The organism is Streptomyces sp. 3-6 (assembly GCF_056323165.1).
Map to the genome: position 1 here is coordinate 246824 of NZ_JBWHZP010000001.1, position 26474 is coordinate 273297.

The window sequence follows — 26474 nt, forward strand, 5'->3', positions numbered from 1 at the left end:
CGTATGCTCGGGGCATGACCGACAGCAGCGCGCTCGACCCCGAGGACCACAAGATCGTGACCCTGGCCCGTGCCACCCGGGCCCGCAACGGCGTGCCCGAGGGCGCCGCCGTGCGCGACGGGAACGGCCGCACGTACGCCGCGGGCACCGTGGCCCTCGACTCCCTCCGGCTGAGCGCGCTGCGCACGGCGGTGGCGATGGCGGTGGCGTCCGGGGCGACGACCCTGGAGGCGGCGGCCGTGGTGACCGAGGCGGGCGCGGTGCCGGACGAGGACCGCGCGGCGGTGCGGGACCTGGGCGGGCCGGCCACCCCGGTCCTGGTGGCCGGCCCCGACGGCACCGTGCGGGAGACCGTCCCGGCGGGCTGACCCACCTGCTGTTACCGGCGGTAAATAGGCCGGATTCCTACCTTGCCGCGCACCGCCTCTCGCGCATCAATGGAAACCGGACGACCTGATGCCACGTCAGGTCGTCCGGTGTGCAGCGGGTCCGGACCCCACCTGCCGATCAGTTCCCGAACGTTCCCCCCACGGAGTCCCTCCCCACGGGACTCCCCCCACACGGAAAGGGAGCCGGAATTCCATGAGAGGCAAGCGAATCGGACTCGGCCTGTCCCTGACGGCGGGCACCCTCGCGGTCTGCGGACTCGCCTTCGCCCCCGCCGCGGCGGCCGTCGCCCCCGGGTCGGCCACCGTCAACGCCGACTGCGGAAGCTGGGGCGGTGGCGCCGCCACCCTCACAGCCACCCAGAACGGCACGTCCGCCACCCTCACCATCAACACCTCCGCGGTCACCGCGCCGCTCGCCATCGGCAAGGACTCGCTGGTGTCCGAGCTGAAGATGGTCAAGGAGGGCGGCGGCACCACCGTGTTCAAGGGCACCAAGAACCCGGCCATGTCCACCGGTGACGCCCTGGAGGTCGGCCCGCTCACCGGCACGGTCGCCCCCGGGGACAGCCTGGAGGCCTTCGGCGGCACCCTGAAGGTGACGGCGTTCGGCTTCATCACCATCACCTGCACCGCCACGGGACCGCAGTCCCCGGGCCCGTTCGTCTTCGACTGATCCGCACCGGGCGGAGCGCCGGGCCGGGGACCCTCGGGTGCCCGGCCCGGCGCCCCGGCCCCGGGGGCGCCAGGGCCGGGAGCCGGCTCCGATGGTGCGGCGGGGCTCCGGGGATCAGCGACAATGGGCGCATGAGCGTTCGTACCCAGTCATCCGAGCAGCCGGTCGAAGCTGTGCACCGGGCCGGTTTCGCCTGCTTCGTGGGCCGCCCCAACGCCGGCAAGTCCACCCTCACGAACGCGCTGGTCGGGCAGAAGGTGGCGATCACCTCCAACCGGCCGCAGACCACCCGGCACACCGTGCGCGGCATCGTGCACCGCCCCGACGCGCAGCTGATCCTGGTGGACACGCCAGGCCTGCACAAGCCGCGCACCCTGCTCGGCGAGCGGCTCAACGACGTGGTCCGCACCACCTGGGCCGAGGTCGACGTGATCGGCTTCTGCCTCCCCGCCGACCAGAAGATCGGCCCCGGCGACCGCTTCATCGCCAAGGAACTCGCCGGGATCAAGAAGACCCCCAAGATCGCCATCGTCACCAAGACCGACCTGGTGGACAGCAAGGCCCTTGCCGAGCAGCTGATCGCCGTGGACCGGCTGGGCCAGGAGCTGGGCATCACCTGGGCGGAGATCGTCCCGGTCTCCGCGACCGCGAACCAGCAGGTCGACCTCCTGGCCGACCTCCTCATCCCGCTGATGCCCGAGGGCCCGGCGCTCTACCCCGAGGGCGACCTCACCGACGAGCCCGAGCAGGTCATGGTCGCGGAACTGATCCGCGAGGCGGCCCTGGAGGGCGTCCGGGACGAACTGCCGCACTCCATCGCGGTCGTCGTCGAGGAGATGCTGCCCCGCGAGGACCGCCCCGCCGACAAGCCCCTGCTGGACATCCACGCCAACCTCTTCATCGAGCGCTCCAGCCAGAAGGGCATCGTCATCGGCCCCAAGGGCAAGCGCCTCAAGGACGTCGGCATCAAGTCCCGCAAGCAGATCGAAGCCCTGCTCGGCACTCCGGTCTTCCTGGACCTGCACGTGAAGGTGGCCAAGGACTGGCAGCGGGACCCGAAGCAGTTGCGGCGGCTGGGGTTCTGACGCGGGTGGGGTGGGGGCTGGCGTCTGAAGGGCGTCGGCGTCTGGTCCCGCAGGCAGACTGAGGTGCTGCTCGGTACTCCGCCGCGCGGCGGTAGCCGCATGTCGATGCAGCCTGGACCTGCACGTGAAGGTGGCCAAGGACTGGCAGCGGGACCCGAAACAGTTGCGGCGGCTGGGGTTCTGAGCCGGGCGGCTCAGGCCCGCTGCTCCCGCAGCAGCTCCCGGTACCAGGCGTAGGACGCCTTCGGCGTGCGCTTCAGCGTGTCGAAGTCGACGTGGACCAGCCCGAAGCGGCGGGCGTAGCCCTCCGCCCACTCGAAGTTGTCCAGCAGCGACCAGACGAAGTAGCCGCGCACGTCCACGCCCGCCTCCAGCGCCCGGTGCAGGGCCCGGAGGTGGCCGTCGAGGTAGGCGATGCGCTCCCGGTCGTCCAGGCCCTCGTAGGAGCAGCCGTTCTCGGTGACGACGACCGGGGGGAGCCGGTCGCCGTAGCGGTCGCGGAAGGCCGTGAGAATCTCCGTCAGCGCCTCCGGCACCACCGGCCAGCCGAAGTCGGTCACCGGCCGGTCCGTGATCTCCCGTACCGAGAAGGGCAGTTCGGCCGGCATCCGGACCCCGCCGAAGTCGATCTCGGCGCCCTGCGGGGCGCCCACCCGGGTCGGCGCGTAGTAGTTGATCCCGTACCAGTCGAGGGGTTCGGCGATGACCTCCAGGTCCGCCGCCACGTCCCCGGGCATCAGCGCGTCGATGCCGTCCGGGTAGCGGCCGAGCAGCAGCGGGTCGGCGAACAGCCGGTTCAGCAGCAGGTCGTAGAAGTCGGCCGCGTCCACGTCCGCCGCTTCCCGCGACGCGGCCCAGGTGGGGCCGTGGGAGTTGGCGATGCCGATGTCGCGGGCGCCGGACGCGCGCAGCGCGCGCACCGCGAGACCGTGCGCGAGGAGCTGGTGGTGGGCCACCGGCAGCGCGTCGAACAGCAGCTTCAGACCGGGCGCGTGGATGCCCAGGGCGTGCCCGAGCAGGGTGTGCTCGGCGGGCTCGTTGAGCGTGATCCACTTCGTGACCCGGTCGCCGAGCCGCGCGACGACCTCGGACACGTACGCGGCGAACCGCTCGGCGGTGTCCCGCTCCCGCCAGTCCAGCCCGGCCGGCAGATCCCAGTGGAACAGCGTCGGCACCGGCCGCACCCCGGCCGCGCACAGGTCGTCGACCAGCCGGTCGTAGAAGTCCAGCCCGCCCCGGGCCCGCACCCGCGGCCAGGACACCGAGAAGCGGTACGCGTCCACGCCCAGACCGGCCAGCAGCGCCACGTCCTCGCCGTGCCGGCGCACGTGGTCGCAGGCCACCTCGGCGGTCGAACCGTCCCGGACCCGGCCCGGCTCGGCCGTGAACACGTCCCACACGGACGGCTCCCGCTCGTCCACCGCGCCCTCGATCTGGTGCGCCGAGGTGGACACACCCCACAGGAAGCCGTCCGGGAAGCGGGGCACCGGGTTCGTCGTCGCCATGGGGTGGATCATCCGTACCACCGGGGAGCGGCGTCAACGCCCCGGCCGTAAAAGGCTGTTACGCGCCCTCCCGGAGCACGCGGGAGACCAGCGCGCGCTGCTCCTCGGTCAGCCGGGGGTCCGCGCAGTACACCGACCGGCCGTCCACCGTGATCCGGTAGCCGAAGCCGTCCGGCACCCCGGCGGGCGGCGAGCCGCTGCCCTCGGCCAGCGCCCGCTCGGCGAGCGCGTGCCACTCCGCGGCGTCCGCCCGCCCCGCCGTGTCCACCTCGGCCTGCCGCTCGATGCCCGCGAACCCGCCCGAGCGCCGTACCTGAATCCGCATGGCTCCCTGTCTAGTACGAGAACGACCGGCACGCCCACCCGCTCCCACGCCTTCGTCACCGCGAGCAGCTCCTCGCCCTCCCCGAAGCGGGCCCGCGCCGCCTTCACCGTCAGCGTCGCGAAGTCCGTGAACATCGCGTCCTGCGGCAGCTCGCCGCCGGTCAGCACGTCGTACCAGACCTGCCCCGCACGTTCCCAGGCGTGCCCGCCGAGGGTGGTCGCCGCCAGGTAGAAGGCGTGGTTCGGGATGCCCGAGTTGATGTGCACACCACCGTTGTCCCGGCCGGTGCGGACGTAGTCGTCCATCGTCGCGGGCTGCGGGTCCTTGCCGAGGACGTCGTCGTCGTACGCCGTGCCCGGCTCCTTCATCGAGCGCAGCGCCGTGCCCGTGACCCGCGGGGCGAGCAGCCCGGCGCCGATCAGCCAGTCGGCCTCGGAGGCGGTCTGGCCGAGCGTGTACTGCTTGATGAGCGCGCCGAAGACGTCCGACACCGACTCGTTGAGCGCCCCGGGCTGCCCGAAGTAGGTCAGGTTGGCGGTGTGCTGGGTGAGACCGTGCGCCAGCTCGTGCCCGATCACGTCGATCGGCAGGGTGAAGTCGAGGAAGATCTCCCCGTCCCCGTCGCCGAACACCATCTGCTCGCCGTTCCAGAACGCGTTGTTGTAGTCGCGGTCGTAGTGCACGGTCGCCACCAGCGGCATCCCGGCGCCGTCGATCGAGTCGCGCCCGTACGCCGACAGCAGCAGCTCGAAGGTGGCGCCGAGGCCGGCGTAGGCGCGGTTGACGGTGGCGTCCGGCCCGGGCTCGTCGCCCTCGGTGCGCACCGCCCGCCCCGGCAGGTCGGTGCCGTGACCGGCGTCGTGGACCGTGCGGTGCGGCTTCCCGGGCTCGGCGGCGAGCGGGGCGACGGCGCGGGCGCCGACGACCGTGGTCAGCCGGCGCTGGGTGCGCTCGTAGGCGTCGCGCTGCAGGGTGCGGCGTGCCGTTCCGGCGAGCACCGGGTCGTCGGCCTGCGCGAGCCGGTCGAGGACGTGGGGCGGGACGATGGTGCAGAAAACGGGCTCGAAGCCCCCGTGAGTGGCCATGAAGAAACCATCGCACTGCGTATTCACATAGTCACTGCCTGCGACGGCAGTGCAACCGTGACGGATGAAATGACCCGCCAACGCCCCTCTTGTCCGCCCTCGACGTGGTATTCGGCACTTTCGGCCCAGTTCTCCGTCCCGGTCCCGCATACTGATACACGCCCCCGCACGCAGCGCGACTCGGTTAGGCTACGGAGCATCATGCGTTTCGGGCTGCTTCTCCTTAGCTGCCGCGGCGAGGGCCTGCAGTAGAGGCCGACCCCCTCCCCGCGGAGTGTGGCGCTGCGCCGTCGGCCGTCCATCCGGACACCCCCGCGGACCCCCGAGGAGCCCACGCACCATGGCAAACCGCCAGCAGCCCAGTTCCATGCCGTTCCACAAGTACGGCCGCTACGAGCAGGTCGACATCCCCGACCGGACGTGGCCGGCCAACCGGATCACCACCGCCCCGCGCTGGCTCTCCACCGACCTGCGGGACGGCAACCAGGCGCTGATCGACCCCATGTCGCCCGCCCGCAAGCGCGCGATGTTCGACCTGCTGGTCCGCATGGGCTACAAGGAGATCGAGGTCGGCTTCCCCGCCTCCGGCCAGACCGACTTCGACTTCGTCCGCTCGATCATCGAGGACCCGGACGCCATCCCGGAGGACGTCACCATCTCCGTGCTGACCCAGGCCCGCGAGGACCTGATCGAGCGCACGGTGGAGTCCCTGAAGGGCGCCCGGCGCGCCACCGTCCACCTGTACAACGCCACCGCGCCCGTCTTCCGCCGCGTGGTCTTCCGCGGCTCCAAGGACGACATCAAGCAGATCGCCGTCGACGGCACCCGCCTGGTGATGGAGTACGCGGAGAAACTGCTGGGCGAGGAGACCGAGTTCGGCTACCAGTACAGCCCGGAGATCTTCACCGACACCGAGCTGGACTTCGCCCTGGAGGTCTGCGAGGCGGTGATGGACGTCTACCAGCCCGGCCCGGGCCGCGAGATCATCCTCAACCTGCCCGCCACCGTGGAGCGTTCCACCCCCTCCACGCACGCCGACCGCTTCGAGTGGATGGGCCGCAACCTCTCCCGCCGGGAGTACGTCTGCCTGTCCGTCCACCCGCACAACGACCGCGGCACCGCCGTGGCCGCCGCCGAACTGGCCGTGATGGCCGGCGCCGACCGCGTCGAGGGCTGCCTGTTCGGGCAGGGCGAGCGCACCGGCAACGTCGACCTGGTCACCCTGGGCATGAACCTGTTCTCCCAGGGCGTCGACCCGCAGATCGACTTCTCCGACATCGACGAGATCCGTCGCACGTGGGAGTACTGCAACCAGATGGACGTCCACCCGCGCCACCCGTACGTGGGCGACCTGGTCTACACGTCCTTCTCCGGCTCCCACCAGGACGCCATCAAGAAGGGCTTCGACGCCATGGAGGCCGACGCGAAGGCCAAGGGCGTCACCGTCGACGACCTGGAGTGGGCGGTCCCGTACCTGCCCATCGACCCCAAGGACGTCGGCCGCTCCTACGAGGCCGTCATCCGCGTCAACTCGCAGTCCGGCAAGGGCGGCATCGCCTACGTCCTGAAGAACGACCACAAGCTGGACCTGCCGCGCCGGATGCAGATCGAGTTCTCGAAGATCATCCAGGCGAAGACGGACGCCGAGGGCGGCGAGGTCACCCCCGCCGACATCTGGGCGGTCTTCCAGGACGAGTACCTGCCCAACCCGGACAACCCCTGGGGCCGCATCCAGGTCGCCACCGGCCAGTCCACCACCGACCGGGACGGCGTGGACACCCTGACCGTCGAGGCCACCGTCGACGGCGAGCAGACCACCCTGACCGGCTCCGGCAACGGTCCGATCTCGGCCTTCTTCGACGCGCTGCAGGGCATCGGCATCGACGTACGCCTGCTGGACTACCAGGAGCACACCATGAGCGAGGGCGCCTCCGCACAGGCTGCCTCGTACATCGAGTGCGCGATCGGCGACAAGGTTCTGTGGGGGATCGGAATCGACGCGAACACCACGCGCGCCTCCCTGAAGGCGGTCGTCTCGGCCGTCAACCGGGCGGCCCGCTGACCTGCCGTTTCGACGGACTCCCGGGCTCCGTCCGCCTCCCGGGGCGGGCGGAGCCCGCGTCGTCAACCGGCCAAAAAGGTGTGGAGGTCACGGAGAGGTCTCGTCCGAGGTGCTGACTCCGGCTCGTGGATGTGGCTAACATCACGCAAGCGGCAAGGGTGCCGCCGGGGGCACCGCCCGCGCCGTCCGGCAGCGGGGGAGTTGTGGAGGTGCGACGTGCTGCCAGGACGGGAACCGAACGGCCGTGCCGCCGCCACCGGGCTGGCGCGCCTGCTGGGCACCCGCACGGCGTGGACGCCCGTCGGGGACGGGGAGTTCTTCTGCCCGGGCTGCGGCGGAGACCGCAACTACCAGCGGCTGACCGGCCGGCGCCGCTTCTCCCTCCTCGGTGTGCCCGTGCTGCCGCGCGGCAGCACCGGCCCGGTCGTGGAGTGCGCCGCCTGCCGCCGCCACTTCGGCACCGACGTGCTGGACCACCCGACCACGACCCGCTTCTCCGCGATGCTCCGGGACGCCGTGCACACCGTCGCGCTGGCGGTCCTCGCGGCCGGCGGCACCGGCTCGCGCGCCGCCCTGGAGTCGGCCGTCACCGCGGTCCGCGCCGCCGGGTTCGACGACTGCACCGAGGAGCAACTGGAGTCCCTCGTGGAGGCGTTGGCCGACGACACCGGACGCTTCACGGGGGAGCCGTGCACGGCCGGCCTCGCCATCGAACTCCACGAGGCCCTGGACCCGCTCGCCCCGCACCTCGCCGCCGCCGGCCGCGAGTCGATCCTCCTGCAGGGCGCCCGCATCGCCCTCGCCGACGGCCCCTACACGCCCGCCGAACGCGACGCCCTCGCCACCGTCGGCGCCGCCCTCACCATCTGCTCCGACGACGTCACCCGGCTGCTGACGGCGGCCAGGACGCCGTCGTAACGAAGCCTCCGGACACCCCGGGGTTCGGGGCCGTCCCCCGGTGGCCCCCGCACCGGGACCGCAGCCCGCCGACCGCCCCCTCCGGGGCACCCCCGGCCGCCTTCGGGGTACCCCGCCCTCCCCGGGGCGCCCCCGGCCCTTCCGGCCGCCCCCTGGGCCCGTGGACCGGGTCCTCCCCGGGGTCCGTGGGCCGGGCCCTCCCCGGAGCCCGCCGCTCCCGGGGACGCCCGCCGACCGCGCCCGCCGCTTCCCCTGGGGGCCGCCATGAGCACCGCACCGCCGCCCCCCGACGCGAAGGGCCCCGACGGCACGTCGGCCGGTCCCCGCCCCGCCGTGTCCGCGACGGCCACCCGGACCCTCCTGGCCGGGGCCGCCGTCGGGCTGGTCGTCTGGGGGGTGGCCGCGCTGCTCAGCCCGGAGGACGGCCCGACCCGGCACCTGACCGCCGCCGGACTCTGCGCCCTCGGCACGGTGGTCGTGCCGTACCTGCTCCGGACGGCACCCTCACCGGAGCGTCCCGCGGACAGCGGCACCCCCGGGGCGGCCGGGCCGGCCCCGCCCGTCACGGCGGACGGCCGCGGCACCGGACCCGGGGCGGACCCGGAGGGCGGGCCGCCGGTCCTGCGCGCGTTCGCCCGGGCGGAGATCCGGCGGGTACGGGAGCAGATGGCCGCCCTCGCCACGCTCGCCGTGGAGTCCCCGGGGGAGAACCACGACTGGCTGCTCTCCCTCACCCGCGCCGCCGAGCGGTCCATCGACGCCACCAGCACCTCCGCGGACCGGCGGTTCTGGAGCGGTGAGCCCGTCGGCCGCCACCTCCGCGCCCAGGCGGAGGCGGTCAGCGACCGCGGGGTGCCGGTGCGGCGGCTGGTCCTGCTGCGCCACCCCACCGAACTGGACGACGCGCTGCTGCGGTGGTGCGAGGAGCGGGAGCTGCTGCGCATCGACGTGCGTGTCGTCGTCCTGTCCGAACTGCCCCCGCACCTGGCGCGCGGCGCCGCCTCCGGTGGCGTCCTCGTCGACGCTCAGGTGGCGTACGAGATCGAGCGGGACCCGCGCGGGGCGGGCGTCAGGACGCGGATCGACGCCCGCCCCGACCACGTCCGCGAACGCCTGCGCCGCTTCGAGGAGTTGTGGGCGGCCGGGATGGGCCTCGGCGAGCTGGAGGCGCGGGTCGACGGCGAGCAGGACGGCACCCGGTCGGCGGACCGCGGCTGAACCCTGCCTCCCGGGCCGCCGGGTGCCTGCTCCCCCGCCGCCGGGTGCCTACTCCTCGGGGAGTAACGCCGCCCGCGCACCGCCCCGCGCAGTACCCCGCATCTCGGCCCCACGCCCGACGAACACGCCCCCGTCCGCCGGGAGTCTGGAAGCGACCGGACAGCCGAGCGGAGGGAGGCCCGTCCCATGGGGGCCGGAAGCAGGGGGACACGGCGAAGGGCCGTGCCGTGGGCGGTGGTCGGCCTCTGGCTGGCCGCACTCGTCCTTCTCGGACCGTTGGCGGGGAAGTTCGGCGGCATCCAGCAGAACCGGGCCACGGACTATCTGCCGGACAGCGCCGACTCCACCCAGGTGGCGCGGATCCAGGAGCGGTTGCCCGGCGGTGAGGCGACCGATCTGGTGCTGGTCTACCACCGCGACGGGGGCCTGACCGCCGCCGACCGGAGGACCGCCGCCGAGCAGGTCGCCGCGGTCGGGGACACGTACGAACTGGCGGACGCCCCGCGCGGGGTGCCGTCGCAGGACGGCAGCACGCTGATGTTCCCGGTCTCCAGCACCGGACCCGGCCAGGACGACGAGGCCAGGACCGCCTTCGTCGACGGGGTGCGGGAGATCGCCGCGGGCGGCGACGGGCTGCGCGTCGAGGTCGGCGGGCCCGGCGCGCTGACCACCGACATGAACAAGGTGTTCGAGACCATCGACGGCACCCTGCTGACGGCCACCCTCGCCGTCGTCACCGTGCTGCTGGTGCTGATCTACCGCAGCCCGTTCCTGTGGCTGGTCCCGCTGGCCGTGGCCGGTGCCGCGGCCACCGTGGCGATGGCCGCCGGGTACGGGCTGCACGAGCTGTTCGACGTCACCGTGACCGGGCAGAGCGGCGGCATCATGACCGTCCTCGTCCTCGGCGCCGGCACCGACTACGCGCTGCTCCTCGTCGCCCGCTACCGCGAGGAACTGCGCCGCCACGAACGCCCCCACGACGCGATGCGGGCCGCCCTGCGCGGCTGCGGTCCGGCGATCCTCGCCTCCTCGGGCACGGTCGCGGCCGGACTGCTGTGCCTGCTCGCCGCCGACCTCAACAGCAGCAGCGGCATGGGCCCGGTCGGCACGATCGGTGTGCTGTCCGCGCTCGTCGCCATGACCACCCTGCTGCCCGCCGTCCTGGTGCTCCTCGGCCGCCGTGTCTTCTGGCCCCTGATCCCCGCCTTCGGCAGCGAACCGAGGGCCCGGCGCACCGTGTTCGCGGTCATGGGCAGCTCCGCCGCCCGCCGCCCGAGGACCGTCCTCACCGCGGGCGCCGTCCTCCTCGGCGCCCTCGCCCTCGGCACGCTCGGCCTCACCGGGGACCTCAAGCAGGAGGACTCCTTCACCGACCGGCCCGAGTCGATCGCCGCCCTGGACACGCTCGCCCGGGAGTACCCCGAGCGCGGCAGCCGCCCGCTGACCGTGCTGGCGACCACCGACCGCGCGGACGCCGTGGTGGGTGAGGCCCGCGGCACCGAGGGCGTCGCGGAGGTCACGGCCGGCCGCACGGGCGACGGCTGGACCGAGGTCGCCGTGTTCACCACGGCCGCCCCCGAGTCCCCGGCCGAGACCCGCACCGTCGAGGCGCTGCGCGACGGACTCGACGACCACGGCGCCTACGTGGGCGGGCCCAGCGCCCAGCGGCTCGACCTCGCCGACAGCGAGGCCCGGGACCGCGCGGTCGTCGTCCCGCTGGTCCTGGCCGCCGTCTTCCTCGTCCTGGTGGCCCTGCTGCGCAGCCTGGTCGCACCGTTGCTGCTGCTCGGCGCGGTGGTCGCGGTGTGGGGCGCGGCGCTCGGCATCGGCGGACTGGTCTTCGGGCCGCTGTTCGGCTTCGCGGGCACCGATCCGGGCCTGCCCCTGCTGTCCTTCGTCTTCCTCGTCGCGCTCGGCGTCGACTACGGCATCTTCCTGCTGCACCGGATGCGCGAGGAGTCCGCGAAGGGCGCCGAGCCGGAGGCCGCCGCGCTGTCCGCGCTGCGCAGCACCGGCGGGGTCATCGCCTCGGCGGGCATCGTGCTCGCGGCGACGTTCGCGGTCCTGGCCACCCTGCCGCTGGTGGCCCTCGTCGAGCTCGGCTTCGTCATCGCCGTCGGCGTCCTCCTGGACACCTTCCTCGTGCGGACCTACCTCGTCACCACGGCGAGCGTGCTGCTGCGCCGCCGGCTGTGGTGGCCGGGCCGGCTCGCCCGCGCCCCGGAGCCCGCGGCGCCGCGGCGGCAGCCCGAGCCGGTGTAGCGCCCGGTGCGACGAGGTGAGGGCGCCCCGGCCTCCCGCCGGGGCACCCCTGTCCAGGAGGATGAACCCGTGCAGGCAACGACGACGGACGCGCCGACACCGCCCCGGTCCCGGGTCGGCCACCGGGTGATGGCGGCACTCAACCGCGATCCCCTGACGGCCCCGCACGCCGTCCGCAACGACACGGTGCTCGCCGTCAGCCTGGCCGTCGCCGCCCTCGTCCTGGCCCGGACCGTCGACCCCGCCCGGTCGCCCGACGCGCTCGGCTGGACGCTGCTGGCGGCCGCGCACGTCCCGCTGCCGTGGCGCCGCCGGCGCCCGCTGACGGTGCTCCTGCTGGTGCTGGCCGCCGCCGCGCCGTACCACGCCCTGGACCACACCCACGCCGCGCCGGTCGCCGCCACCCTGGTCGCCCTGTACACGGTGGCGGCGACGACCACCCCGCGCCGCACCCTGCTGATCGGCTCCGCCGTCATCGGCGGCACCCTCACCGTGAACGCGCTGACGAACCCGGAGGGCTTCACCGAGCTGCTCCGCATCATCGGCTGGGCCGTCGCCGTGCTGGTCCTGGGCGTCGACGTCCGCTTCTACCGCCAGTACGTCGCCGCGATCGTCGAACGGGCGGAACGCGCGGAACGCACCCGCGAGGAGGAGGCCCGCCGCCGGGTCGCCGAGGAGCGCCTGCGCATCGCCCGCGACCTGCACGACCTGCTCGCCCACAGCATCACCGTGATCGGGGTGCGGACGTCGGTCGCCGCGCACGTGCTGGCCGCCGACCCCGAACGGCTCGACCGGGAGGCCGTCGCCCGGTCCCTCGACGACATCGCCGAGGTGTGCCGCACCGCGCGCGGTGAACTCCGCTCCACCCTGGAGGTGTTGCGCGAGCACGACACCGACGCCCGCGGCCCGCTGCCCGGCCTGGACGGCCTGCCCGACCTGGTGGCGACCGCCCGCCTCGCCGGTGCGCGCGTCGAGCGGACGGGCGAGGCCGGCGAGGTCTCCTCCGCCGTCGGGGCCGCCGCCTACCGCATCGTCCAGGAGGCCCTGACCAACGTGGTGCGGCACGCCGGCCCCGACCCGGCCGTGCGGGTGCAACTGCGTTCGGAGGACGGTGCGTTGCACCTGTCCGTCACCGACGACGGCACCGGGCCCCCGCCGGGCCGGCCACCCGGGTTCGGCCTGACCGGTATGCGGGAGCGGGCCCGCAGCGTGGGCGGCACACTCGATGCCGGGCCGGGGGACGGGGGCGGTTTCCGGGTGACGGCGACCCTGCCCCTGACGAGGCCCGTGACCACGACCGACGAGGGAGCCCGATGACCATCCGCGTCCTGCTCGCCGACGACCAGCGACTGGTACGGGAGGCGTTCGCCATGCTCGTCGACTCGGCCGACGGCATGGAGGTCGTCGGCCAGGCCGGGACCGGCCGCGAGGCCGTCGCACTCGCCCGCGCCCGGCGCGCCGACCTCGTCGTCATGGACATCCGCATGCCCGACCTGGACGGGATCGAGGCGACCCGGCTGATCGCGGCCGACGACGATCTCGCCGGCGTGAAGGTGCTCGTCCTCACCACCTACGACACCGACGAGAACATCGTCGACGCGCTGCGGGCCGGCGCCTCCGGGTTCCTGGTCAAGGACACCCGGCCGGCCGACCTCCTGGACGCCGTCCGCACGGTGGCCGCCGGTGACGCGCTGCTCTCGCCGGGGCCCACCGCCCGGCTCATCCAGCGGTTCCTGCGCACCCCGGCGCCCGTGCCGTCCCGGGGCCCCGAGCGCCTGTCCGGCCGGGAGCGCGAAGTCCTCACGCTCGTCGCGCGGGGTCTGAACAACACCGCTGTGGCGGAGGCGCTGGGGCTGAGCCCGCTCACGGCGAAGACCCACGTCAGCCGGATCATGGGCAAGCTGGGCGCCCGGGACCGGGCCCAACTCGTCATCGTCGCGTACGAGTCGGGACTGGTGGCCCCGGGCGCGGGGTGACGGCCGCCCCGCCTCAGAGCGTGTGGTGCAGCCAGCGCTGCAGGGTGGTGTGCACGCTGCCGGGCAGCGCGCTGAGGCTCTCGATCGCCTCCCGGTCCTCCGGGCGGGGCGGGATCCCGGCGGCGGTCAGCGCCGCGTGCAGGTCCAGTCGCCGGCGGTCGCGCGGGTCGAGGGCGATGTCGAGGCGGTCGGCCGGGTCCGGCGGCGACAGCAGGAAGTCGTCTCCGCAGGCGTAGGGGTCGACGAAGACATGCTCCGGGCCGTACTCGAAAGCGGTGGCGGTCATGTCGGTCTCCTCACCAAGGGGTGTCGGTTCTGCCGTGGAGGAGCGTCCGGGCTGCCGCCCCGGTTGCGTCCACGGGGGAACGTCACGCCGACGGCGTCATCACCAGTTCATCTGCCGGTCCGACGAACGGGCCGACACGGGGCGGCGCTGCCGTTGGGGGCGGGGGCAGGAACGGGGGCGGGAGCGCCGGGTGGCGGAGGGGGTACCGGTGTGGGTGTGGCGGCTGCCGTGTCCTGACGCGGGGGCGGTTGCACGTGGCCGTGGTGCCACCCGCTTCTTCGTCAGTGTCGCGCTTGCGCGCCCCGAGTAAAGGGCGCTGCGCGTCGCCTCCGGCGATGGGCCTGCGGCCCACCCTTGACACGGGGCGCTCCAGCGCGGGGGAGAAGCGTGCGGGCGGCCGGGGGGAACGGGGGGCCCGGGCGTGGCGCCGCTCACGGTGGTTGCGTGGTCGGCCGGGGGTGACGGATGCGCGTCAGCGGGCCGGGGGCACGCCGGGCCGTCTCGGCGGCCGGTCGGTCGGTGGGGGCGCTGGGCGGTGGTCGGGGGCAGGCCGGGCCGTCTCGGCGGCCGGTCTGGGTTGTGGGTGCGCCTGCCGGGTGGTGCGGGGCACGTCAGATGTTCCGGCGGCCGGCCCGCGCGTGGGAGCGCCCGCACATGATCGTCCGGTGATCCTGGTCGTGGTTGGGTTGCGGGTCGTGGGTTGTGGTGGCGGGTACGGGTGCGGGTGCGGCAGTGATGGTGCCGAGGGTGGTTCGGTGCCCCGTGCCCCGTGCCCGTTCCCGTGGCCGGTGTCGGGTGCCCGTGTCCGGTCGGGCGTCCCGGGCCCCATGTCGGGTGCCGGGCGTCCCGTGCGGGTGCTCGGGCTGGGCGTTTGTGGGGCTGGGTGCTGGTGGAGGCTGGCGCCGGCCGTGGGGCGGGGGGTGTCTCGAATTGCGTGAGCACTTTGGCCTCAAGTGTTCACGGATTCTGGAGGGCAACCGATGCCGGGCACTGTGCGCGCGGATGTAGAGAGGCCGGGTCAGGGCCGTGCGGCCGGGCCCCCGTCGTGGGGTGTGGAGCCGGGCCCCCGCCGCCGGGCCGTCCGGCCAGACCCGTGCCGTACGCCGCGCGGGCAGTGCTTGCCGCAGGCCGTACGGGCCGCCGGGCCGCCGAGACGGCCCGGCGTGCAGGCGAGGCGCTGATGCGCCCTCCGGCTCCGGCCACTGCTGCAACGGACGTGAGAGCGGCCGACCTCGGGCACCCGTTCCTCCGGGCCGCTCGCTCGCTTCTGACCCGTGCCGGAGCGAGCCGTGTCAAGGGTGGGCCGCAGGCCCATCGCCGCAGGCGACGCGCAGCGCCCTTTACGCGGCTCGCGGAGGCACGACACTGGCCGAGAAGCGAGTGGCCCCCACGGCGCCTATGAACTCCGTCCAGGCCACCGCCCCCACCACGATCACCGGCCCTCCGGCCACCTTGCTGTCCCGCACGGGGACAACACCGGGGATTCCGTCAGCGACTTCGAGGCAGGACTCGCCTCCGCTGCCCCCGCTGTAGGAGCTCTTGCGCCAGCGAGTGTCGGTCAGGTCGTACCTGCGCATCGTCTGTAATCCTCCGCCACTGCTTCGACCAGGGCCAGGGACGCATCCGGTGACAGCGCTATGGCCCTGAGCAGATCGTAGTCAGCGCACACCTTCTTCACTACCGCCGGATCGTCCAGCAGGCTGCCGGACAACACACCCTCTGTATAGATGGTGGGCGGGGCGTCCTCGAACTCCATGAGCGACATCAACTTGCCCATCTGCGGGTGCGCTCCCGCCGTGAAGGGCAGCACCTGCATCAGGATCTGGCGGTCCCGTACCAGGCCGGTGATCTGGTCCAGTTGCTCCGCCATGACGGCCGGCGAGCCGACGGGTACACGCACAGCGGACTCGTGCAGGAGGAGCAAGTACACCGGGCGCGTGGCCTCCCTGAGGAGCTGTCCGCGTTCCATGCGGAGGCCGACCATCTCCTGGATGTACCGTTCCGGGGCGAGTGGGTTGCTTGCCACGTAGATCGCCCGCGCATAGGCGGGCGTCTGGAGAAGGCCCGGAACAACGGCGGGGGCCCAGTCGCGAATGCTTGTCGCCAGCCGCTCAAGCTCTGCCGCATGGGAGAAGTATTCGGCATAGCGCTGCTCCTTGATGAGTTTGCGCCAAAGCCGTTCGAAAAAACCGTCGGTTTGCAGTGCTTCGTCGATCCGCTGCGCCACGTCCAATTGCGGCTTACGAATGGCCTGTTCGAACTGTCCGATGTAGCCGCCGGACACGAAGACCCGTGCCCCCAGCTCCACCTGCGTGAACCCGGCGTCCTCGCGCCTGCGCTTCAGTTCCGCGCCGAAGAACTCCCACGCGGCCTGGCGTGAACCGTTGGCCATTGATCAACCCCTTTGTGCAGCCTCGCACTTGTAGCACCCGAAACTCTTCCGAGTGTAGGGAGGGCGCCCCACCCTTGGGGTGAGAAGAGTGAAAGCCGAAAAGAAAGGGGAGCACGGTGGAGGCACAGCACTCGGCGCTCTGCGTCGAAGAAGCGGAGGAAGTGGTGAAAGAATTGCGGGCGGCGTTCGCGAAGGCCGGAATTGTGTTGCCGTCGCTGGGGCTCGACCCGGTGAGTCTTGCGCGGGAGGCGCCCTGTCCTCTCGTCGACCTGGGGCGGGTCCCCGTCCGCACCGCGCAGCGGCTCGCGGCGGTGGTGCGGTGAGGCCGGCGCTCGGCGCGTACGTCGTGGACACCGGGACCGGACGGATGGGGGTCGTGATGGGACACGAGGGGCCCTACGTGCAGCTGCGGCCGTACGGCGGGGGCAAGGAGTGGGACGCGGACCCCGGTGCCGTGCGGCAGGCGACCGCCGCGGAGCGGCTGCGGGAGGCGACGGCGTACGCCAACGCCCGCAGCCGCGGTGAGGTGCCGTGAACGTAGGCGACAATGGGCGGCATGAGTCTGTTCCGCGACGACGGCATCGTGCTGCGCACCCAGAAGCTGGGTGAGGCGGACCGGATCATCACGTTGCTCACGCGCGGTCACGGACGCGTACGCGCCGTGGCGAGAGGGGTGCGCCGGACGAAGTCGAAGTTCGGCGCGCGCCTCGAACCGTTCTCGCACGTGGACGTGCAGTTCTTCTCCCGGGGGAGCGAGCTGGTCGGCCGCGGCCTGCCGCTGTGCACGCAGAGCGAGACGATCGCACCGTACGGCGGCGGGATCGTGACCGACTACGCCCGCTACACCGCCGGGACGGCCATGCTGGAGACGGCCGAGCGGTTCACCGACCACGAAGGGGAACCGGCGGTGCAGCAGTACCTGCTGCTGGTCGGCGCCCTGCGGACCCTCGCCCGGGGCGAGCACGCGCCGCACCTGGTGCTCGACGCGTTCCTGCTGCGCTCCCTGGCCGTCAACGGCTACGCCCCCAGCTTCGGCGACTGCGCGAAGTGCGGGATGCCCGGCCCGAACCGGTTCTTCTCGGTGGCGTCGGGCGGGTCCGTGTGCGGTGACTGCCGGGTGCCCGGCAGCGTCGTACCCTCGCCGGAGGCACTGGAACTGCTGGGTGCGCTGCTCACGGGGGACTGGGAGACCGCGGACGCGGCCGAGGCACGGCACGTCCGGGAGGGCAGCGGACTGGTCTCCGCGTACCTGCACTGGCACCTGGAGCGCGGGCTGCGCTCCCTGCGGTACGTCGAGAAGTAGCGAACCCAACGCGAACAGAACGAACAGCCAGAGGGAGACGAGAGACACATGGCCGTACGCGGGTTTCTGGGGCGTCAGCGCCGGGAGTACAGGACGCCGGAACCGCACCCCTCCGGCGCCCGGCCGCCCAGGATCCCCGGCGACCTCGTGCCCCGGCACGTGGCGATCGTCATGGACGGCAACGGCCGGTGGGCCAAGGAGCGCGGGCTGCCGCGCACCGAGGGGCACAAGGTCGGCGCCGAGCGGGTGGTCGACGTGCTCCAGGGCGCCATCGAGATGGGCGTCGGATCGATCTCCCTGTACGCCTTCTCCACCGAGAACTGGAAGCGCTCGCCGGACGAGGTGCGCTTCCTGATGAACTTCAACCGCGACTTCATCCGCAAGAGCCGCGACACGCTCGACGAACTGGGCGTGCGGGTGCGCTGGGTGGGGCGCATGCCCAAGCTGTGGAAGTCGGTGGCGAAGGAACTCCAGGTCGCCCAGGAGCAGACCAAGGACAACGACCGGCTCACGCTGTACTTCTGCATGAACTACGGCGGCCGGGCGGAGATCGCGGACGCGGCCCAGGCGATGGCGGAGGACGTGGCTGCCGGGCGGCTCGACCCGTCGAAGATCGGCGAGAAGACGTTCGCCAAGTACCTGTACTACCCGGACATGCCGGACGTCGACCTGTTCCTGCGGCCCAGCGGGGAGCAGCGCACGTCCAACTACCTGCTGTGGCAGAGCGCGTACGCCGAGATGGTGTTCCAGGACGTGCTGTGGCCCGACTTCGACCGGCGCGACCTGTGGCGCGCCTGCCTGGAGTTCGCCTCCCGCGACCGCCGCTTCGGCGGGGCCGTCCCGAACGAGGAACTGCTCGCCATGGAAGGCCGGTCCGGCGCGGGCGAAGGCTGAGGCACGACCCGCGAGACGGGTGCCGGGCCGGGGAGACCCTGTGTGCCGACGGGGCTGACGCGGCGGCCGTGCCGACCGGCACGCCACCTGGGGGCCAGGGGGCCGGAGGGCCGGGGGTGACGCTCCAGGTCCCCGGTTCGGTCCTCCCGCCGGTTCGGGCGCCGGTCCTCCCGCCGGTTCGGCCGTCGTTCCGGTTCGGCACCCGTCACGGCCCAGCTGTCAGCCCGGTCCAGCCTCCTCCCGGCCCAGCCGTCAGCCCGGTCCGGCCCTTCGTCGCCCCCGTGTCGGCGGGGCCGGCGCAGGAACCGGCACACCGTTCCCGGGCCGACGCAGGGGACCGGCGGCCCCTGCGCGCGTCGAGGGCTGGGCCGGCCGGCCGCTATCGCACGGAGCAGTAGAGCCGGGCGCTCCCGTCCAGGGCGGCGCGGGCCAGAGCCGCCAGCTCCGTCAGGTGGCGCACGGCCTCGCCCTCCTCGACGGCCTCCCCGTCGGCCCGCCGCAGGCGCGACCACGCACGGGCCACGTCGTCGCGTCGCCGCGGGTCCCCGGTCGCGAGCAGGGACTGGAGGCGCTCCGAGACGACAAAGACGTGCCAGCCGTCGTCGGTGAGGTCGGTCAGGACCCGTGGCTCGTCGGCCCGCACGAGCGCGTGCGGGGACTCCCCGGTGAACAGGCTCTCCCACTCGACCACGGCGTCGGCGGGGTCGTAGACGCCCACGGCAACGCACGGGAACGCCCGGCGCGGGCTGAAGCCCTTGACCGAAGCCGCCGACGCGGAGTCGGGCGCGATGAAGAAGTCCGCCCAGTCGTCCACCACGGGATCAGGACCCGGGTCCGGACCACCGGCACCGGCGGGGCGCGCCCGACGGTCCGGGGCGGCGGGGCGCACCCGACTGTCCGGAGCGGTGGGTGCCGCGGCAGCTCCGCCGGAGGGGGCCGGGACCGGCCGTGAAGGTCGCGGCGGGGCCGCGCGCCGGGCCCTTCGGCCCGCGTCCCGTACGCCGCGCGCGGCCCGGCAATGGCATGTGGTGTTCGTCCCCCTCGGTTCCCGGGTGACGGCCGCGTGCGGGGCGTCACCCGGGAGCGGCGCGGGTGTCCGCCCGCCGCCTCGCCGTCAGTCGGTGCAGGCCGCCGCCGCGCACTCCGCGCAGGTGCCGAAGATCTCCACCGTGTGGTCCACGTCCACGAAGCCGTGCTCGGCGGCGACGCCCTCCGCCCACTTCTCCACGGCCGGTCCCTCCACCTCGACCGCCTTGCCGCAGGTGCGGCAGACCAGGTGGTGATGGTGGTCGTCGGTGGAGCAGCGCCGGTAGACGGACTCGCCCTCGGCGTTGCGCAGCACGTCGACCTCGCCGGCGTCGGCGAGGGACTGCAGGGTGCGGTAGACCGTGGTCAGTCCCACCGAGTCGCCCCTGTGCTTGAGCATGTCGTGGAGTTCCTGAGCGCTGCGGAACTCGTCGACCTCCAGAAGCGCAGCCGCCACGGCGGCGCGCTGCCGAGTGGCGCGGCCCCTCACGGGCGGTCCAGCGGTGGTCACCGGTTGCCTCCTCACGTCTGCACTGCCTGCCCGGCCATTGTGCCAGTCGGGCTTCCGGGCGGTCAGACGCCTGCGCCGTCGGTGCTCGCCCGGCTGGCCGGGATGGCGCACTCGGCCGGTTCCCCGGCCGGCCGCGCGGCCGCGGCGGCCCGGGCCCGGCGCCGGGCGAGTGGCGTGGCCAGGGCGGTCAGCACGAGGAACGCGCCGATGGTGAGCAGCACGATCGTCGCGCCGGGCGGCACGTCCTGGTAGTAGGAGGTGACGGTGCCGCCGATGGTCACGCTCACGCCGATCGCCACGGCGATGGCGAAGGTGGCGGCGAAGCTGCGGCTGAGCTGCTGGGCCGCCGCGACCGGCACCACCATGAGCGCGCTGACCAGCAGCAGGCCCACCACCCGCATCGCGACCGTCACGGTCACCGCGGCGGTGATCGCGGTGAGCAGGTTCAACAGGCGCACCGGAAGGCCGGTGACCCGGGCGAACTCCTCGTCCTGGCTGACCGCGAACAGCTGGCGGCGCAGCCCGAGGGTGACCAGGATCACGAACGCGGCCAGGATGCTGATCGCGGTGACGTCGGAGGAGGACACCGTCGACAGCGAACCGAACAGGTACGAGGTGAGGTTGGCGTTGGAGCCGGTCGGGGCGAGGTTGATGAACATGACGCCGCCGGCCATGCCGCCGTAGAAGAGCATCGCGAGGGCGATGTCGCCGCGGGTCCGGCCGTACCAGCGGATCAGCTCCATCAGGACGGCGCCGAGGACGGAGACCAGCGTCGCCATCCACACCGGGGACCAGGACAGCAGGAAGCCCAGGCCGACGCCGGTCATGGCGACGTGGCCGATGCCGTCGCCCATCAGGGCCTGGCGGCGCTGGACGAGGTAGATGCCGACGGCGGGCGCGGTGATGCCGACCAGGACGGCGGCGAGCAGGGCCCGCTGCATGAAGGCGTAGTCGAGGATGTCCATCGGATTCAGCTCAGCAGTCCCGTGCGGATCGGTTCGGCACCCGCGGGGGCGTGCGGGTGGACGTGGTCGTGGCCCGGCAGGGCGTGCTGGCCGACGGCCTTCGGCGGCGGGCCGTCGTGCAGCACGCAGCCGTCGCGCAGCACCACCGCGCGGTCGATCAGCGGCTCCAGCGGGCCCAGTTCGTGCAGGACGAGGAGGACGGTGGCGCCCTCGGCGACCTGGTGGCGCAGGGTCGCGGCCAGCACCTCCTGGCTCGCGAGGTCCACGCCGGCCATCGGCTCGTCCATGATCAGCAGTTCGGGTTCGGCGGCGAGCGCGCGGGCGATCAGCACCCGCTGGTGCTGGCCGCCGGACAGGGCGTCGACGGAGTCCTTCGCGCGGTCCGCGAGCCCGACCAGGTCGATCGCGCGGCGCACGGCCTCACGGTCGGACCGGCGGAACAGGCCGAAGCGGGTGCGGGCCAGGCGGCCCGAGGAGACGATCTCGGTGACCGTGGCGGGCACGCCGCCCGCGGCGGTGGTGCGCTGCGGGACGTAGCCCACCCGGGCCCAGTCGGTGAAGCGGCGGCGCGGGGTGCCGAACAGCTCGATCTCGCCCGCCCCGGGCTGCACCTGGCCGATGACGCTGCGTACGGCCGTGGACTTGCCGGAGCCGTTGGCGCCGAGCAGGGCGACGACCTCGCCGCGGCGCACGGTGAGGTCGATGCCGCGCAGCACCGGACGCGAGCCCAGTTCGGCGTGGACACCGCGCAGGGAGATCACGGGCTCGGGCATGGCGTCCTCCGGTGGTCGGACGGTCACTTCGCTCCCAGGGCCTTCTGGAGGGCCGCCAGGTTGGCGTCCATGACCTGGAAGTAGTCGTCGCCGCGGGAGGCGTCGGTGATGCCCTCGAGCGGGTCCAGGACATCGGTGCGCAGCCCGGCATCGGTGGCGAGGGTCTTGGCGGTCCGGTCGCTGACCAGCGTCTCGTAGAAGACGGTGGTGACGCCCTCGGCCTTCGCCGTGCGCTCCAGTTCCTTCACGCGGGCGCCGCTCGGCTCGGACTCCGGGTCGAGGCCGTTGATGGCCTCCTCGGTGAGGCCGTAGCGGTCGGCGAGGTAGCCGAAGGCGGAGTGGGTGGTGATGAAGACGTCGGTGGCGCGGTTCTTCAGCCCGGCCTCGAAGCGGCCGTCCAGCTCGCCCAGTTCGGCGACGAGGGCCTCGGTGTTCTCGCGGTAGTCGGCCGCGTGGTCCGGGTCGGCCTTCGCGAAGGCCGCGCCGACGCCCTCGGCGACCTCGGCGTACTTGACCGGGTCGAGCCAGAGGTGCGGGTCCTTGCCGCCCTCGTGCTCGTGGCCGTGGTCGTCGGCGTGCTCGTCCTCGTGGCCGTGCTCGTCGCCGTGGCCGTGCTCGTCGCCGTGGCCGTGCTCGTCGTCGTGGCCGTGGCCGGCGCCCTCGGTGCGCAGGCTCGTCAGGGTCGCCGCGTCGATCTTCGTCTTCAGCTCGGCCTGGCCGATGGCCTCGTCGACGGAGGGCTGCAGTCCCTTGAGGAAGAGGGCCGCGTCGGACTCCTGGAGCTGTGCGGTCTGCTTGGCGCTGATCTCCAGGTCGTGCGGCTCCTGGCCGGGCTGCGTGAGGCTGGTGACGTTCACGTGCTCGCCGCCGATCCGCTCGGCGAGGAACGCCATCGGGTAGAACGACGCGACGACGTCGAACTTGTCGGTGTTGCCCGCGGCGGCGCTGTCCCCGGCGCAGGCGGAGAGGGTGCCGAGGCCGAGGAAGGTGACGGCGGTCACCGCGGCCGTCGGTATGAGTCGTCGTACGTTCATGACAGTCATTTTCAATGATGATGGAAACCGTTGTCAACAACGCACGTGAGGCCCGTGAGCGGGGGCCGAATTGGTCCCGGAGCAGGCCACGCCGGTAGCCTGAGAGCTTCGTTGGAAGCAATCGCGCCTCGCCCGAGCCCGTCTCCTGACCAGCACCCCCACCGAGGCGCCTCGCGCCGCACCAGTCAGTCACCGTCGTCGTAATGAAGAGAGCACCGTGGCCGCCGACAAGATCGACACCATCGTCAGCCTGAGCAAGCGCCGTGGCTTCGTATTCCCCTGCAGTGAGATCTACGGCGGCCAGCGTGCCGCCTGGGACTACGGGCCCCTCGGTGTCGAGCTCAAGGAGAACCTCAAGCGTCAGTGGTGGCGTTACATGGTGACGTCCCGCGAGGACGTGGTCGGCCTCGACTCGTCCGTGATCCTGGCCCCGGAGGTGTGGGTCGCCTCCGGGCACGTCGCCACCTTCACCGACCCGCTCACCGAGTGCACCGCCTGCCACAAGCGGTTCCGCGCGGACCACCTGGAGGAGGCGTACGAGGAGAAGAAGGGCCGCGCCCCGGAGAACGGCCTGGCGGACGTCAACTGCCCCAACTGCGGCAACAAGGGCCAGTTCACCGAGCCCAAGCAGTTCTCTGGCCTGCTGTCCACCCACCTCGGCCCGACCCAGGACTCCGGCTCCGTCGCCTACCTGCGCCCCGAGACCGCCCAGGGCATCTTCACCAACTTCGCCCAGGTGCAGACCGCTTCGCGCAAGAAGCCGCCGTTCGGCATCGCCCAGATGGGCAAGTCCTTCCGCAACGAGATCACGCCCGGCAACTTCATCTTCCGCACCCGCGAGTTCGAGCAGATGGAGATGGAGTTCTTCGTCAAGCCGGGCGAGGACGAGAAGTGGCAGGAGTACTGGATGGAGCAGCGCTGGAACTGGTACACCGGTCTCGGCCTGCGCGAGGAGAACATGCGGTGGTACGAGCACCCGCAGGAGAAGCTCTCCCACTACTCCAAGCGCACCGCTGACATCGAGTACCGCTTCCAGTTCGGCGGCAGCGAGTGGGGCGAGCTGGAGGGCGTCGCCAACCGCACCGACTTCGACCTCGGCGCGCACTCCAAGGCCTCCGGCCAGGACCTCTCCTACTTCGACCAGGAGGCCGGCGAGCGCTGGACGCCGTACGTCATCGAGCCGGCGGCCGGTGTCGGCCGGGCGATGCTCGCCTTCCTGCTGGACGCCTACGTCGAGGACGAGGCCCCCAACGCCAAGGGCAAGATGGAGAAGCGCACCGTGCTGCGCCTGGACCACCGCCTCGCCCCGGTGAAGGTCGCCGTGCTGCCGCTGTCCCGCAACGCGGACCTGTCGCCCAAGGCGAAGGGTCTGGCCCAGACGCTGCGGCAGAACTGGAACATCGAGTTCGACGACGCAGGCGCCATCGGCCGCCGCTACCGCCGCCAGGACGAGATCGGCACGCCGTTCTGCGTCACCGTCGACTTCGACACCCTGGACGACAACGCGGTGACCGTCCGCGAGCGCGACACCATGAAGCAGGAGCGCGTGTCGCTGGACCAGATCGAGGGCTACCTGGCCACCCGCCTCGTCGGCGCCTGATCACCCCGCCCCACCGCCCGACCGGCAGGAACGCCGGGCCCCGGACCGCTCCGGGGCCCGGCGTTCCGGCGTTCCGGGCCGCTCCGGGTCCGGCGTTCCGGTCCCCTCCGGGGGCCGGGCCGGCCGACGGGCGCGGGGTCTGCGCGGCTGCGCCCCCCGCCGGGCGGGGCGGGGGAGGGCGCCGGGTCCGCCCGGCCTGTGTCTCCCGGCGGGCCGGGCGGGGGGCGCGGGGTGCTGGGCGCGGGGCGCGCCCGGCGGGCCGGTCGGGGCGCGGGGCGCGGGCGTCGTTCAGGCCGCCGTCGGGTCCACCGTGGCCCGGTGGGCCTCGGCGAGGTGTTCCTGGGCCTTCAGCCAGGGCAGGAACTGCGCCCCTCTGCGCCAGCCGCAGGTGTCGCAGCGGATGGTGCGCTGCACTCCGGTGCGCTGGACGCGCACGACGTGCTCACGCCCGTGCTGGTCGAAGCGGCTGACCTTGCTCGTGTCGATCTGCGGCATGACGCCTCCGGCATCCGCGTGCGGGTCCCGACCTGACACGTCCCCGGCGCGGGGGACGGCACGTCCCCGGCCCGCGGGACCGGGGACGTCAAGGAGTGTGCAGCAAGACCAACATCAACAGGGGTACGCGGGGCGGGAGTCGGGCCCCGGCGCGGTCAGCGTCCCGCCCCGGCCGCCTCGCGGATCTCCGCCGACTCCAGCCGCTCGGCCGTGCGCAGCGCCGTCGCCCGCGCCCAGCGGCCCGAGGTGAGGGCGCCCACCACCAGCACCGCCAGCCCGCACCCCGCCAGGACCCACCAGGCGGGCCCCGCCGCGGACACGAAGGCGTCCGCGTACGACGACGACCCCACGCCCGCCGCCAGGACCGCGCCGACCACCGCCACGCCGAGGGTGCCCCCCAGCTGCCGGCTGGTGGACGCCACCGCCGAGGCCACGCCCGCCTGGGCCCGGGGCATCCCGGAGACGGCGGTGTTGGTGATGGGGGCGTTGACGAAGCCGAAGCCGACGCCGAACAGGACGTAGCCCGCGAACAGCGTGCCGTCGGACGTCTCCGCCTCGAACAGGGCGAAGAGCAGCCCGCTCGCCGTCATCGCCACGCCCGCGATCAGCAGCGGCACGCGGGGCCCGCGGCTGCCGACCAGCCGCCCGGACAGCGGGGCGCACAGGAACGTCGGCGCGGCCAGCGGCAGCATCCACAGCCCCGCCTCCAGGGCGCTCAGTCCGCGCACGTTCTGCAGGTACAGGGTGGACAGGAACAGGAAGCCGGACAGCGCGGCGAACGAGCACACCGCGATCACCGTGGCCCCGCTGAACGGCGCGGAGCGGAAGAACCGCAGGTCGATCAGCGGTTCGTGGCGGCGCGGCTCGTGGTAGAGCAGCCCGGCGAGGGCCGCGACGGAGACGACGGCGACCGGGGCGACGGTGGACAGCGGCGCGTGCGGGGCCTCGATGATCGCGTACGTGAGCGTCCCGAACAGGGCGATGACGAGCAACTGTCCGACCGGATCGGGGCGGCGGGCCCGGGGCGCCTGGGACTCGGGGACGAAGCGCAGCGTCAGCAGGAGGGCGGCGAGGCCCACGGGCACGTTGACCCAGAAGATCGAGCGCCAGCCCACCGAGTCCACCAGCAGGCCGCCGACGAGCGGGCCCGCGGCCATCGAGACACCGACCACCGCGCCCCACACGCCGATCGCGCGGGCCCGTTCCCGCGGGTCGGTGAAGGTGTTGGTGATGATGGACATGGCCACCGGGTTGAGCATCGAACCGCCCACCGCCTGCACCATCCGGAAGGCGACCAGCGCCTCCAGGCTCGGCGCGAGGGAACAGAGCACCGACCCGAGGGTGAAGACCACCAGGCCCGCGCAGAAGACCCGCTTGCGGCCGATGCGGTCGGCGGTGGAGCCCGCCAGCATCAGCAGCGAGGCCAGGACGAGGGTGTAGGCGTCGATGGTCCACTGCAGGCCCGCGGTGCTCGCGTCCAGCTCCCTTTGGAGGGCCGGCAGGGCGACGTTCAGCACGGTGGTGTCCAGGCTCACGATCAGCAGGCTCATGCAGCAGATCGCGAGCACCAGGAGCCGGCGGCGCGGGCTGAGCTCGGGCATGGACCCCATCGTACGCACGCATCAATAGTGCGACTAACTAATGGCCGATGCACGGGCAGCGCGCCGGGCACCGGGCCGGATGCGTGACAATGGGGG

26 protein-coding genes and 1 pseudogene are annotated in these 26474 nt (G+C 73.1%); 14 read left to right on the plus strand and 13 right to left on the minus strand.

All coding sequences use genetic code 11. The annotated features are described in order from the left end of the window. Positions 1-14 precede the first annotated feature (14 nt). The 3 genes from AC02VZ_RS00965 (at position 15) to era (ending at position 2147) form a co-directional block, all read left to right on the plus strand. Positions 15-368, plus strand: a complete 354-nt coding sequence (locus AC02VZ_RS00965; protein WP_432054441.1) for a cytidine deaminase — start codon at positions 15-17, stop codon at positions 366-368. Between the two features lie 214 nt (positions 369-582). Further along, positions 583-1062, plus strand: coding sequence for a hypothetical protein (locus AC02VZ_RS00970; RefSeq protein WP_432054440.1), 480 nt, complete (start codon positions 583-585; stop codon positions 1060-1062). A gap of 131 nt (positions 1063-1193) precedes the next feature. Then, positions 1194-2147, plus strand: coding sequence for a GTPase Era (gene era / locus AC02VZ_RS00975; RefSeq protein ID WP_432054439.1), 954 nt, complete (start codon positions 1194-1196; stop codon positions 2145-2147). A 194-nt stretch (positions 2148-2341) separates the two neighbouring features. Here the strand turns inward: era and AC02VZ_RS00980 are convergent, their stop codons facing one another. From AC02VZ_RS00980 to AC02VZ_RS00990, 3 genes and pseudogenes are all read right to left on the minus strand, one after another. Next, positions 2342-3652 (minus strand): GH1 family beta-glucosidase, encoded by a 1311-nt coding sequence (locus tag AC02VZ_RS00980; protein ID WP_476474247.1) that lies wholly within the window; start codon positions 3650-3652, stop codon positions 2342-2344. Between the two features lie 58 nt (positions 3653-3710). Next, entirely contained in the window at positions 3711-3977 is a 267-nt protein-coding gene (locus tag AC02VZ_RS00985; protein ID WP_432054437.1) for a protealysin inhibitor emfourin, read from the minus strand. A gap of 29 nt (positions 3978-4006) precedes the next feature. Continuing rightward, positions 4007-5062: pseudogene (locus AC02VZ_RS00990) on the minus strand (M4 family metallopeptidase); the annotation flags it as partial. 340 nt (positions 5063-5402) lie between these two features. Here AC02VZ_RS00990 and leuA point away from each other — a divergent pair. From leuA to AC02VZ_RS01020, 6 genes are all read left to right on the plus strand, one after another. Next, positions 5403-7124, plus strand: a complete 1722-nt coding sequence (gene leuA, locus AC02VZ_RS00995) for a 2-isopropylmalate synthase (protein WP_476474248.1) — start codon at positions 5403-5405, stop codon at positions 7122-7124. A 216-nt stretch (positions 7125-7340) separates the two neighbouring features. After that, a complete protein-coding gene (locus tag AC02VZ_RS01000; protein ID WP_476474249.1) occupies positions 7341-8042 on the plus strand; it encodes a TerB family tellurite resistance protein in 702 nt (233 codons plus the stop codon). A 264-nt stretch (positions 8043-8306) separates the two neighbouring features. Then, positions 8307-9260: a hypothetical protein gene (locus tag AC02VZ_RS01005; RefSeq protein WP_476474250.1), complete on the plus strand. Its 954-nt coding sequence runs from the start codon at positions 8307-8309 to the stop codon at positions 9258-9260. 186 nt (positions 9261-9446) lie between these two features. After that, positions 9447-11522 carry an MMPL family transporter gene (locus AC02VZ_RS01010; protein WP_476474251.1) on the plus strand — a complete coding sequence of 692 codons (2076 nt, stop codon included), beginning with the start codon at positions 9447-9449 and terminating at the stop codon, positions 11520-11522. Positions 11523-11591: 69 nt separating this feature from the next. Beyond that, positions 11592-12839, plus strand: coding sequence for a sensor histidine kinase (locus AC02VZ_RS01015; RefSeq protein ID WP_476474252.1), 1248 nt, complete (start codon positions 11592-11594; stop codon positions 12837-12839). Then, a complete protein-coding gene (locus AC02VZ_RS01020) occupies positions 12836-13498 on the plus strand; it encodes a response regulator (protein ID WP_476474253.1) in 663 nt (220 codons plus the stop codon). The genes AC02VZ_RS01015 and AC02VZ_RS01020 overlap by 4 nt, the downstream gene beginning before the upstream one ends. A 13-nt stretch (positions 13499-13511) precedes the next feature. Here AC02VZ_RS01020 and AC02VZ_RS01025 read toward each other — a convergent pair whose 3' ends face one another. From AC02VZ_RS01025 to AC02VZ_RS01035, 3 genes are all read right to left on the minus strand, one after another. Further along, a complete protein-coding gene (locus AC02VZ_RS01025) occupies positions 13512-13784 on the minus strand; it encodes a hypothetical protein (RefSeq protein ID WP_432054430.1) in 273 nt (90 codons plus the stop codon). A 1340-nt stretch (positions 13785-15124) separates the two neighbouring features. Continuing rightward, positions 15125-15361, minus strand: coding sequence for a DUF397 domain-containing protein (locus tag AC02VZ_RS01030; RefSeq protein WP_476474254.1), 237 nt, complete (start codon positions 15359-15361; stop codon positions 15125-15127). Next, a complete protein-coding gene (locus tag AC02VZ_RS01035) occupies positions 15343-16176 on the minus strand; it encodes a helix-turn-helix domain-containing protein (RefSeq protein ID WP_432054428.1) in 834 nt (277 codons plus the stop codon). Before AC02VZ_RS01035 ends, AC02VZ_RS01030 begins: the two co-directional genes overlap by 19 nt. A gap of 116 nt (positions 16177-16292) precedes the next feature. Between AC02VZ_RS01035 and AC02VZ_RS01040 the strand changes: the two genes are divergently transcribed. From AC02VZ_RS01040 to AC02VZ_RS01055, 4 genes are read left to right on the plus strand one after another with little or no spacing between them, the layout of a single operon-like run. Beyond that, positions 16293-16499, plus strand: coding sequence for a hypothetical protein (locus tag AC02VZ_RS01040; RefSeq protein WP_432054427.1), 207 nt, complete (start codon positions 16293-16295; stop codon positions 16497-16499). Continuing rightward, positions 16496-16711: a hypothetical protein gene (locus AC02VZ_RS01045; RefSeq protein ID WP_432054426.1), complete on the plus strand. Its 216-nt coding sequence runs from the start codon at positions 16496-16498 to the stop codon at positions 16709-16711. The genes AC02VZ_RS01040 and AC02VZ_RS01045 overlap by 4 nt, the downstream gene beginning before the upstream one ends. A 21-nt stretch (positions 16712-16732) precedes the next feature. Further along, positions 16733-17479, plus strand: coding sequence for a DNA repair protein RecO (gene recO / locus AC02VZ_RS01050; protein ID WP_432054425.1), 747 nt, complete (start codon positions 16733-16735; stop codon positions 17477-17479). Between the two features lie 48 nt (positions 17480-17527). Further along, positions 17528-18373, plus strand: a complete 846-nt coding sequence (locus tag AC02VZ_RS01055; RefSeq protein WP_476474255.1) for an isoprenyl transferase — start codon at positions 17528-17530, stop codon at positions 18371-18373. Positions 18374-18752: 379 nt separating this feature from the next. Here the strand turns inward: AC02VZ_RS01055 and AC02VZ_RS01060 are convergent, their stop codons facing one another. The 5 genes from AC02VZ_RS01060 to AC02VZ_RS01080 all read right to left on the minus strand — a co-directional run bounded on the left by AC02VZ_RS01060 (position 18753) and on the right by AC02VZ_RS01080 (position 22682). Next, the gene (locus AC02VZ_RS01060) at positions 18753-19190 is read right to left on the minus strand and encodes a hypothetical protein (protein ID WP_476474256.1); all 438 of its coding nucleotides are present in this window, start codon (positions 19188-19190) and stop codon (positions 18753-18755) included. A gap of 297 nt (positions 19191-19487) precedes the next feature. After that, complete coding sequence (locus tag AC02VZ_RS01065) at positions 19488-19910, minus strand: Fur family transcriptional regulator (RefSeq protein ID WP_432054422.1); 423 nt, start codon at positions 19908-19910, stop codon at positions 19488-19490. A gap of 62 nt (positions 19911-19972) precedes the next feature. Beyond that, positions 19973-20875 carry a metal ABC transporter permease gene (locus tag AC02VZ_RS01070; protein WP_432054421.1) on the minus strand — a complete coding sequence of 301 codons (903 nt, stop codon included), beginning with the start codon at positions 20873-20875 and terminating at the stop codon, positions 19973-19975. A gap of 5 nt (positions 20876-20880) precedes the next feature. Continuing rightward, positions 20881-21648, minus strand: coding sequence for a metal ABC transporter ATP-binding protein (locus AC02VZ_RS01075; RefSeq protein ID WP_432054420.1), 768 nt, complete (start codon positions 21646-21648; stop codon positions 20881-20883). A gap of 23 nt (positions 21649-21671) precedes the next feature. Then, entirely contained in the window at positions 21672-22682 is a 1011-nt protein-coding gene (locus tag AC02VZ_RS01080; RefSeq protein WP_432054419.1) for a metal ABC transporter substrate-binding protein, read from the minus strand. 217 nt (positions 22683-22899) lie between these two features. On the opposite strand from AC02VZ_RS01080, the gene AC02VZ_RS01085 reads away from it, so the two are divergent. After that, on the plus strand, positions 22900-24282 hold the full coding sequence (locus tag AC02VZ_RS01085) for a glycine--tRNA ligase (protein WP_432054418.1): 1383 nt from the start codon (positions 22900-22902) through the stop codon (positions 24280-24282). A 288-nt stretch (positions 24283-24570) separates the two neighbouring features. Here AC02VZ_RS01085 and AC02VZ_RS01090 read toward each other — a convergent pair whose 3' ends face one another. Together AC02VZ_RS01090 and AC02VZ_RS01095 are read right to left on the minus strand one after the other, a co-directional pair. After that, complete coding sequence (locus AC02VZ_RS01090; protein ID WP_432054417.1) at positions 24571-24777, minus strand: hypothetical protein; 207 nt, start codon at positions 24775-24777, stop codon at positions 24571-24573. 155 nt (positions 24778-24932) lie between these two features. Further along, positions 24933-26378 carry an MFS transporter gene (locus AC02VZ_RS01095; protein WP_476474257.1) on the minus strand — a complete coding sequence of 482 codons (1446 nt, stop codon included), beginning with the start codon at positions 26376-26378 and terminating at the stop codon, positions 24933-24935. Positions 26379-26474 lie beyond the last annotated feature (96 nt).

Coding starts and splice junctions, on each gene's coding strand:
- AC02VZ_RS00965 (WP_432054441.1), top strand. CDS start 15: ATGACCGACAGCAGCGCGCTCGACCCCGAGGACCACAAGATCGTGACC.
- AC02VZ_RS00970 (WP_432054440.1), top strand. CDS start 583: ATGAGAGGCAAGCGAATCGGACTCGGCCTGTCCCTGACGGCGGGCACC.
- era (WP_432054439.1), top strand. CDS start 1,194: ATGAGCGTTCGTACCCAGTCATCCGAGCAGCCGGTCGAAGCTGTGCAC.
- AC02VZ_RS00980 (WP_476474247.1), bottom strand. CDS start 3,652: ATGGCGACGACGAACCCGGTGCCCCGCTTCCCGGACGGCTTCCTGTGG.
- AC02VZ_RS00985 (WP_432054437.1), bottom strand. CDS start 3,977: ATGCGGATTCAGGTACGGCGCTCGGGCGGGTTCGCGGGCATCGAGCGG.
- leuA (WP_476474248.1), top strand. CDS start 5,403: ATGGCAAACCGCCAGCAGCCCAGTTCCATGCCGTTCCACAAGTACGGC.
- AC02VZ_RS01005 (WP_476474250.1), top strand. CDS start 8,307: ATGAGCACCGCACCGCCGCCCCCCGACGCGAAGGGCCCCGACGGCACG.
- AC02VZ_RS01010 (WP_476474251.1), top strand. CDS start 9,447: ATGGGGGCCGGAAGCAGGGGGACACGGCGAAGGGCCGTGCCGTGGGCG.
- AC02VZ_RS01020 (WP_476474253.1), top strand. CDS start 12,836: ATGACCATCCGCGTCCTGCTCGCCGACGACCAGCGACTGGTACGGGAG.
- AC02VZ_RS01025 (WP_432054430.1), bottom strand. CDS start 13,784: ATGACCGCCACCGCTTTCGAGTACGGCCCGGAGCATGTCTTCGTCGAC.
- AC02VZ_RS01030 (WP_476474254.1), bottom strand. CDS start 15,361: ATGCGCAGGTACGACCTGACCGACACTCGCTGGCGCAAGAGCTCCTAC.
- AC02VZ_RS01035 (WP_432054428.1), bottom strand. CDS start 16,176: ATGGCCAACGGTTCACGCCAGGCCGCGTGGGAGTTCTTCGGCGCGGAA.
- recO (WP_432054425.1), top strand. CDS start 16,733: ATGAGTCTGTTCCGCGACGACGGCATCGTGCTGCGCACCCAGAAGCTG.
- AC02VZ_RS01055 (WP_476474255.1), top strand. CDS start 17,528: ATGGCCGTACGCGGGTTTCTGGGGCGTCAGCGCCGGGAGTACAGGACG.
- AC02VZ_RS01070 (WP_432054421.1), bottom strand. CDS start 20,875: ATGGACATCCTCGACTACGCCTTCATGCAGCGGGCCCTGCTCGCCGCC.
- AC02VZ_RS01075 (WP_432054420.1), bottom strand. CDS start 21,648: ATGCCCGAGCCCGTGATCTCCCTGCGCGGTGTCCACGCCGAACTGGGC.
- AC02VZ_RS01080 (WP_432054419.1), bottom strand. CDS start 22,682: ATGAACGTACGACGACTCATACCGACGGCCGCGGTGACCGCCGTCACC.
- AC02VZ_RS01090 (WP_432054417.1), bottom strand. CDS start 24,777: ATGCCGCAGATCGACACGAGCAAGGTCAGCCGCTTCGACCAGCACGGG.
- AC02VZ_RS01095 (WP_476474257.1), bottom strand. CDS start 26,378: ATGCCCGAGCTCAGCCCGCGCCGCCGGCTCCTGGTGCTCGCGATCTGC.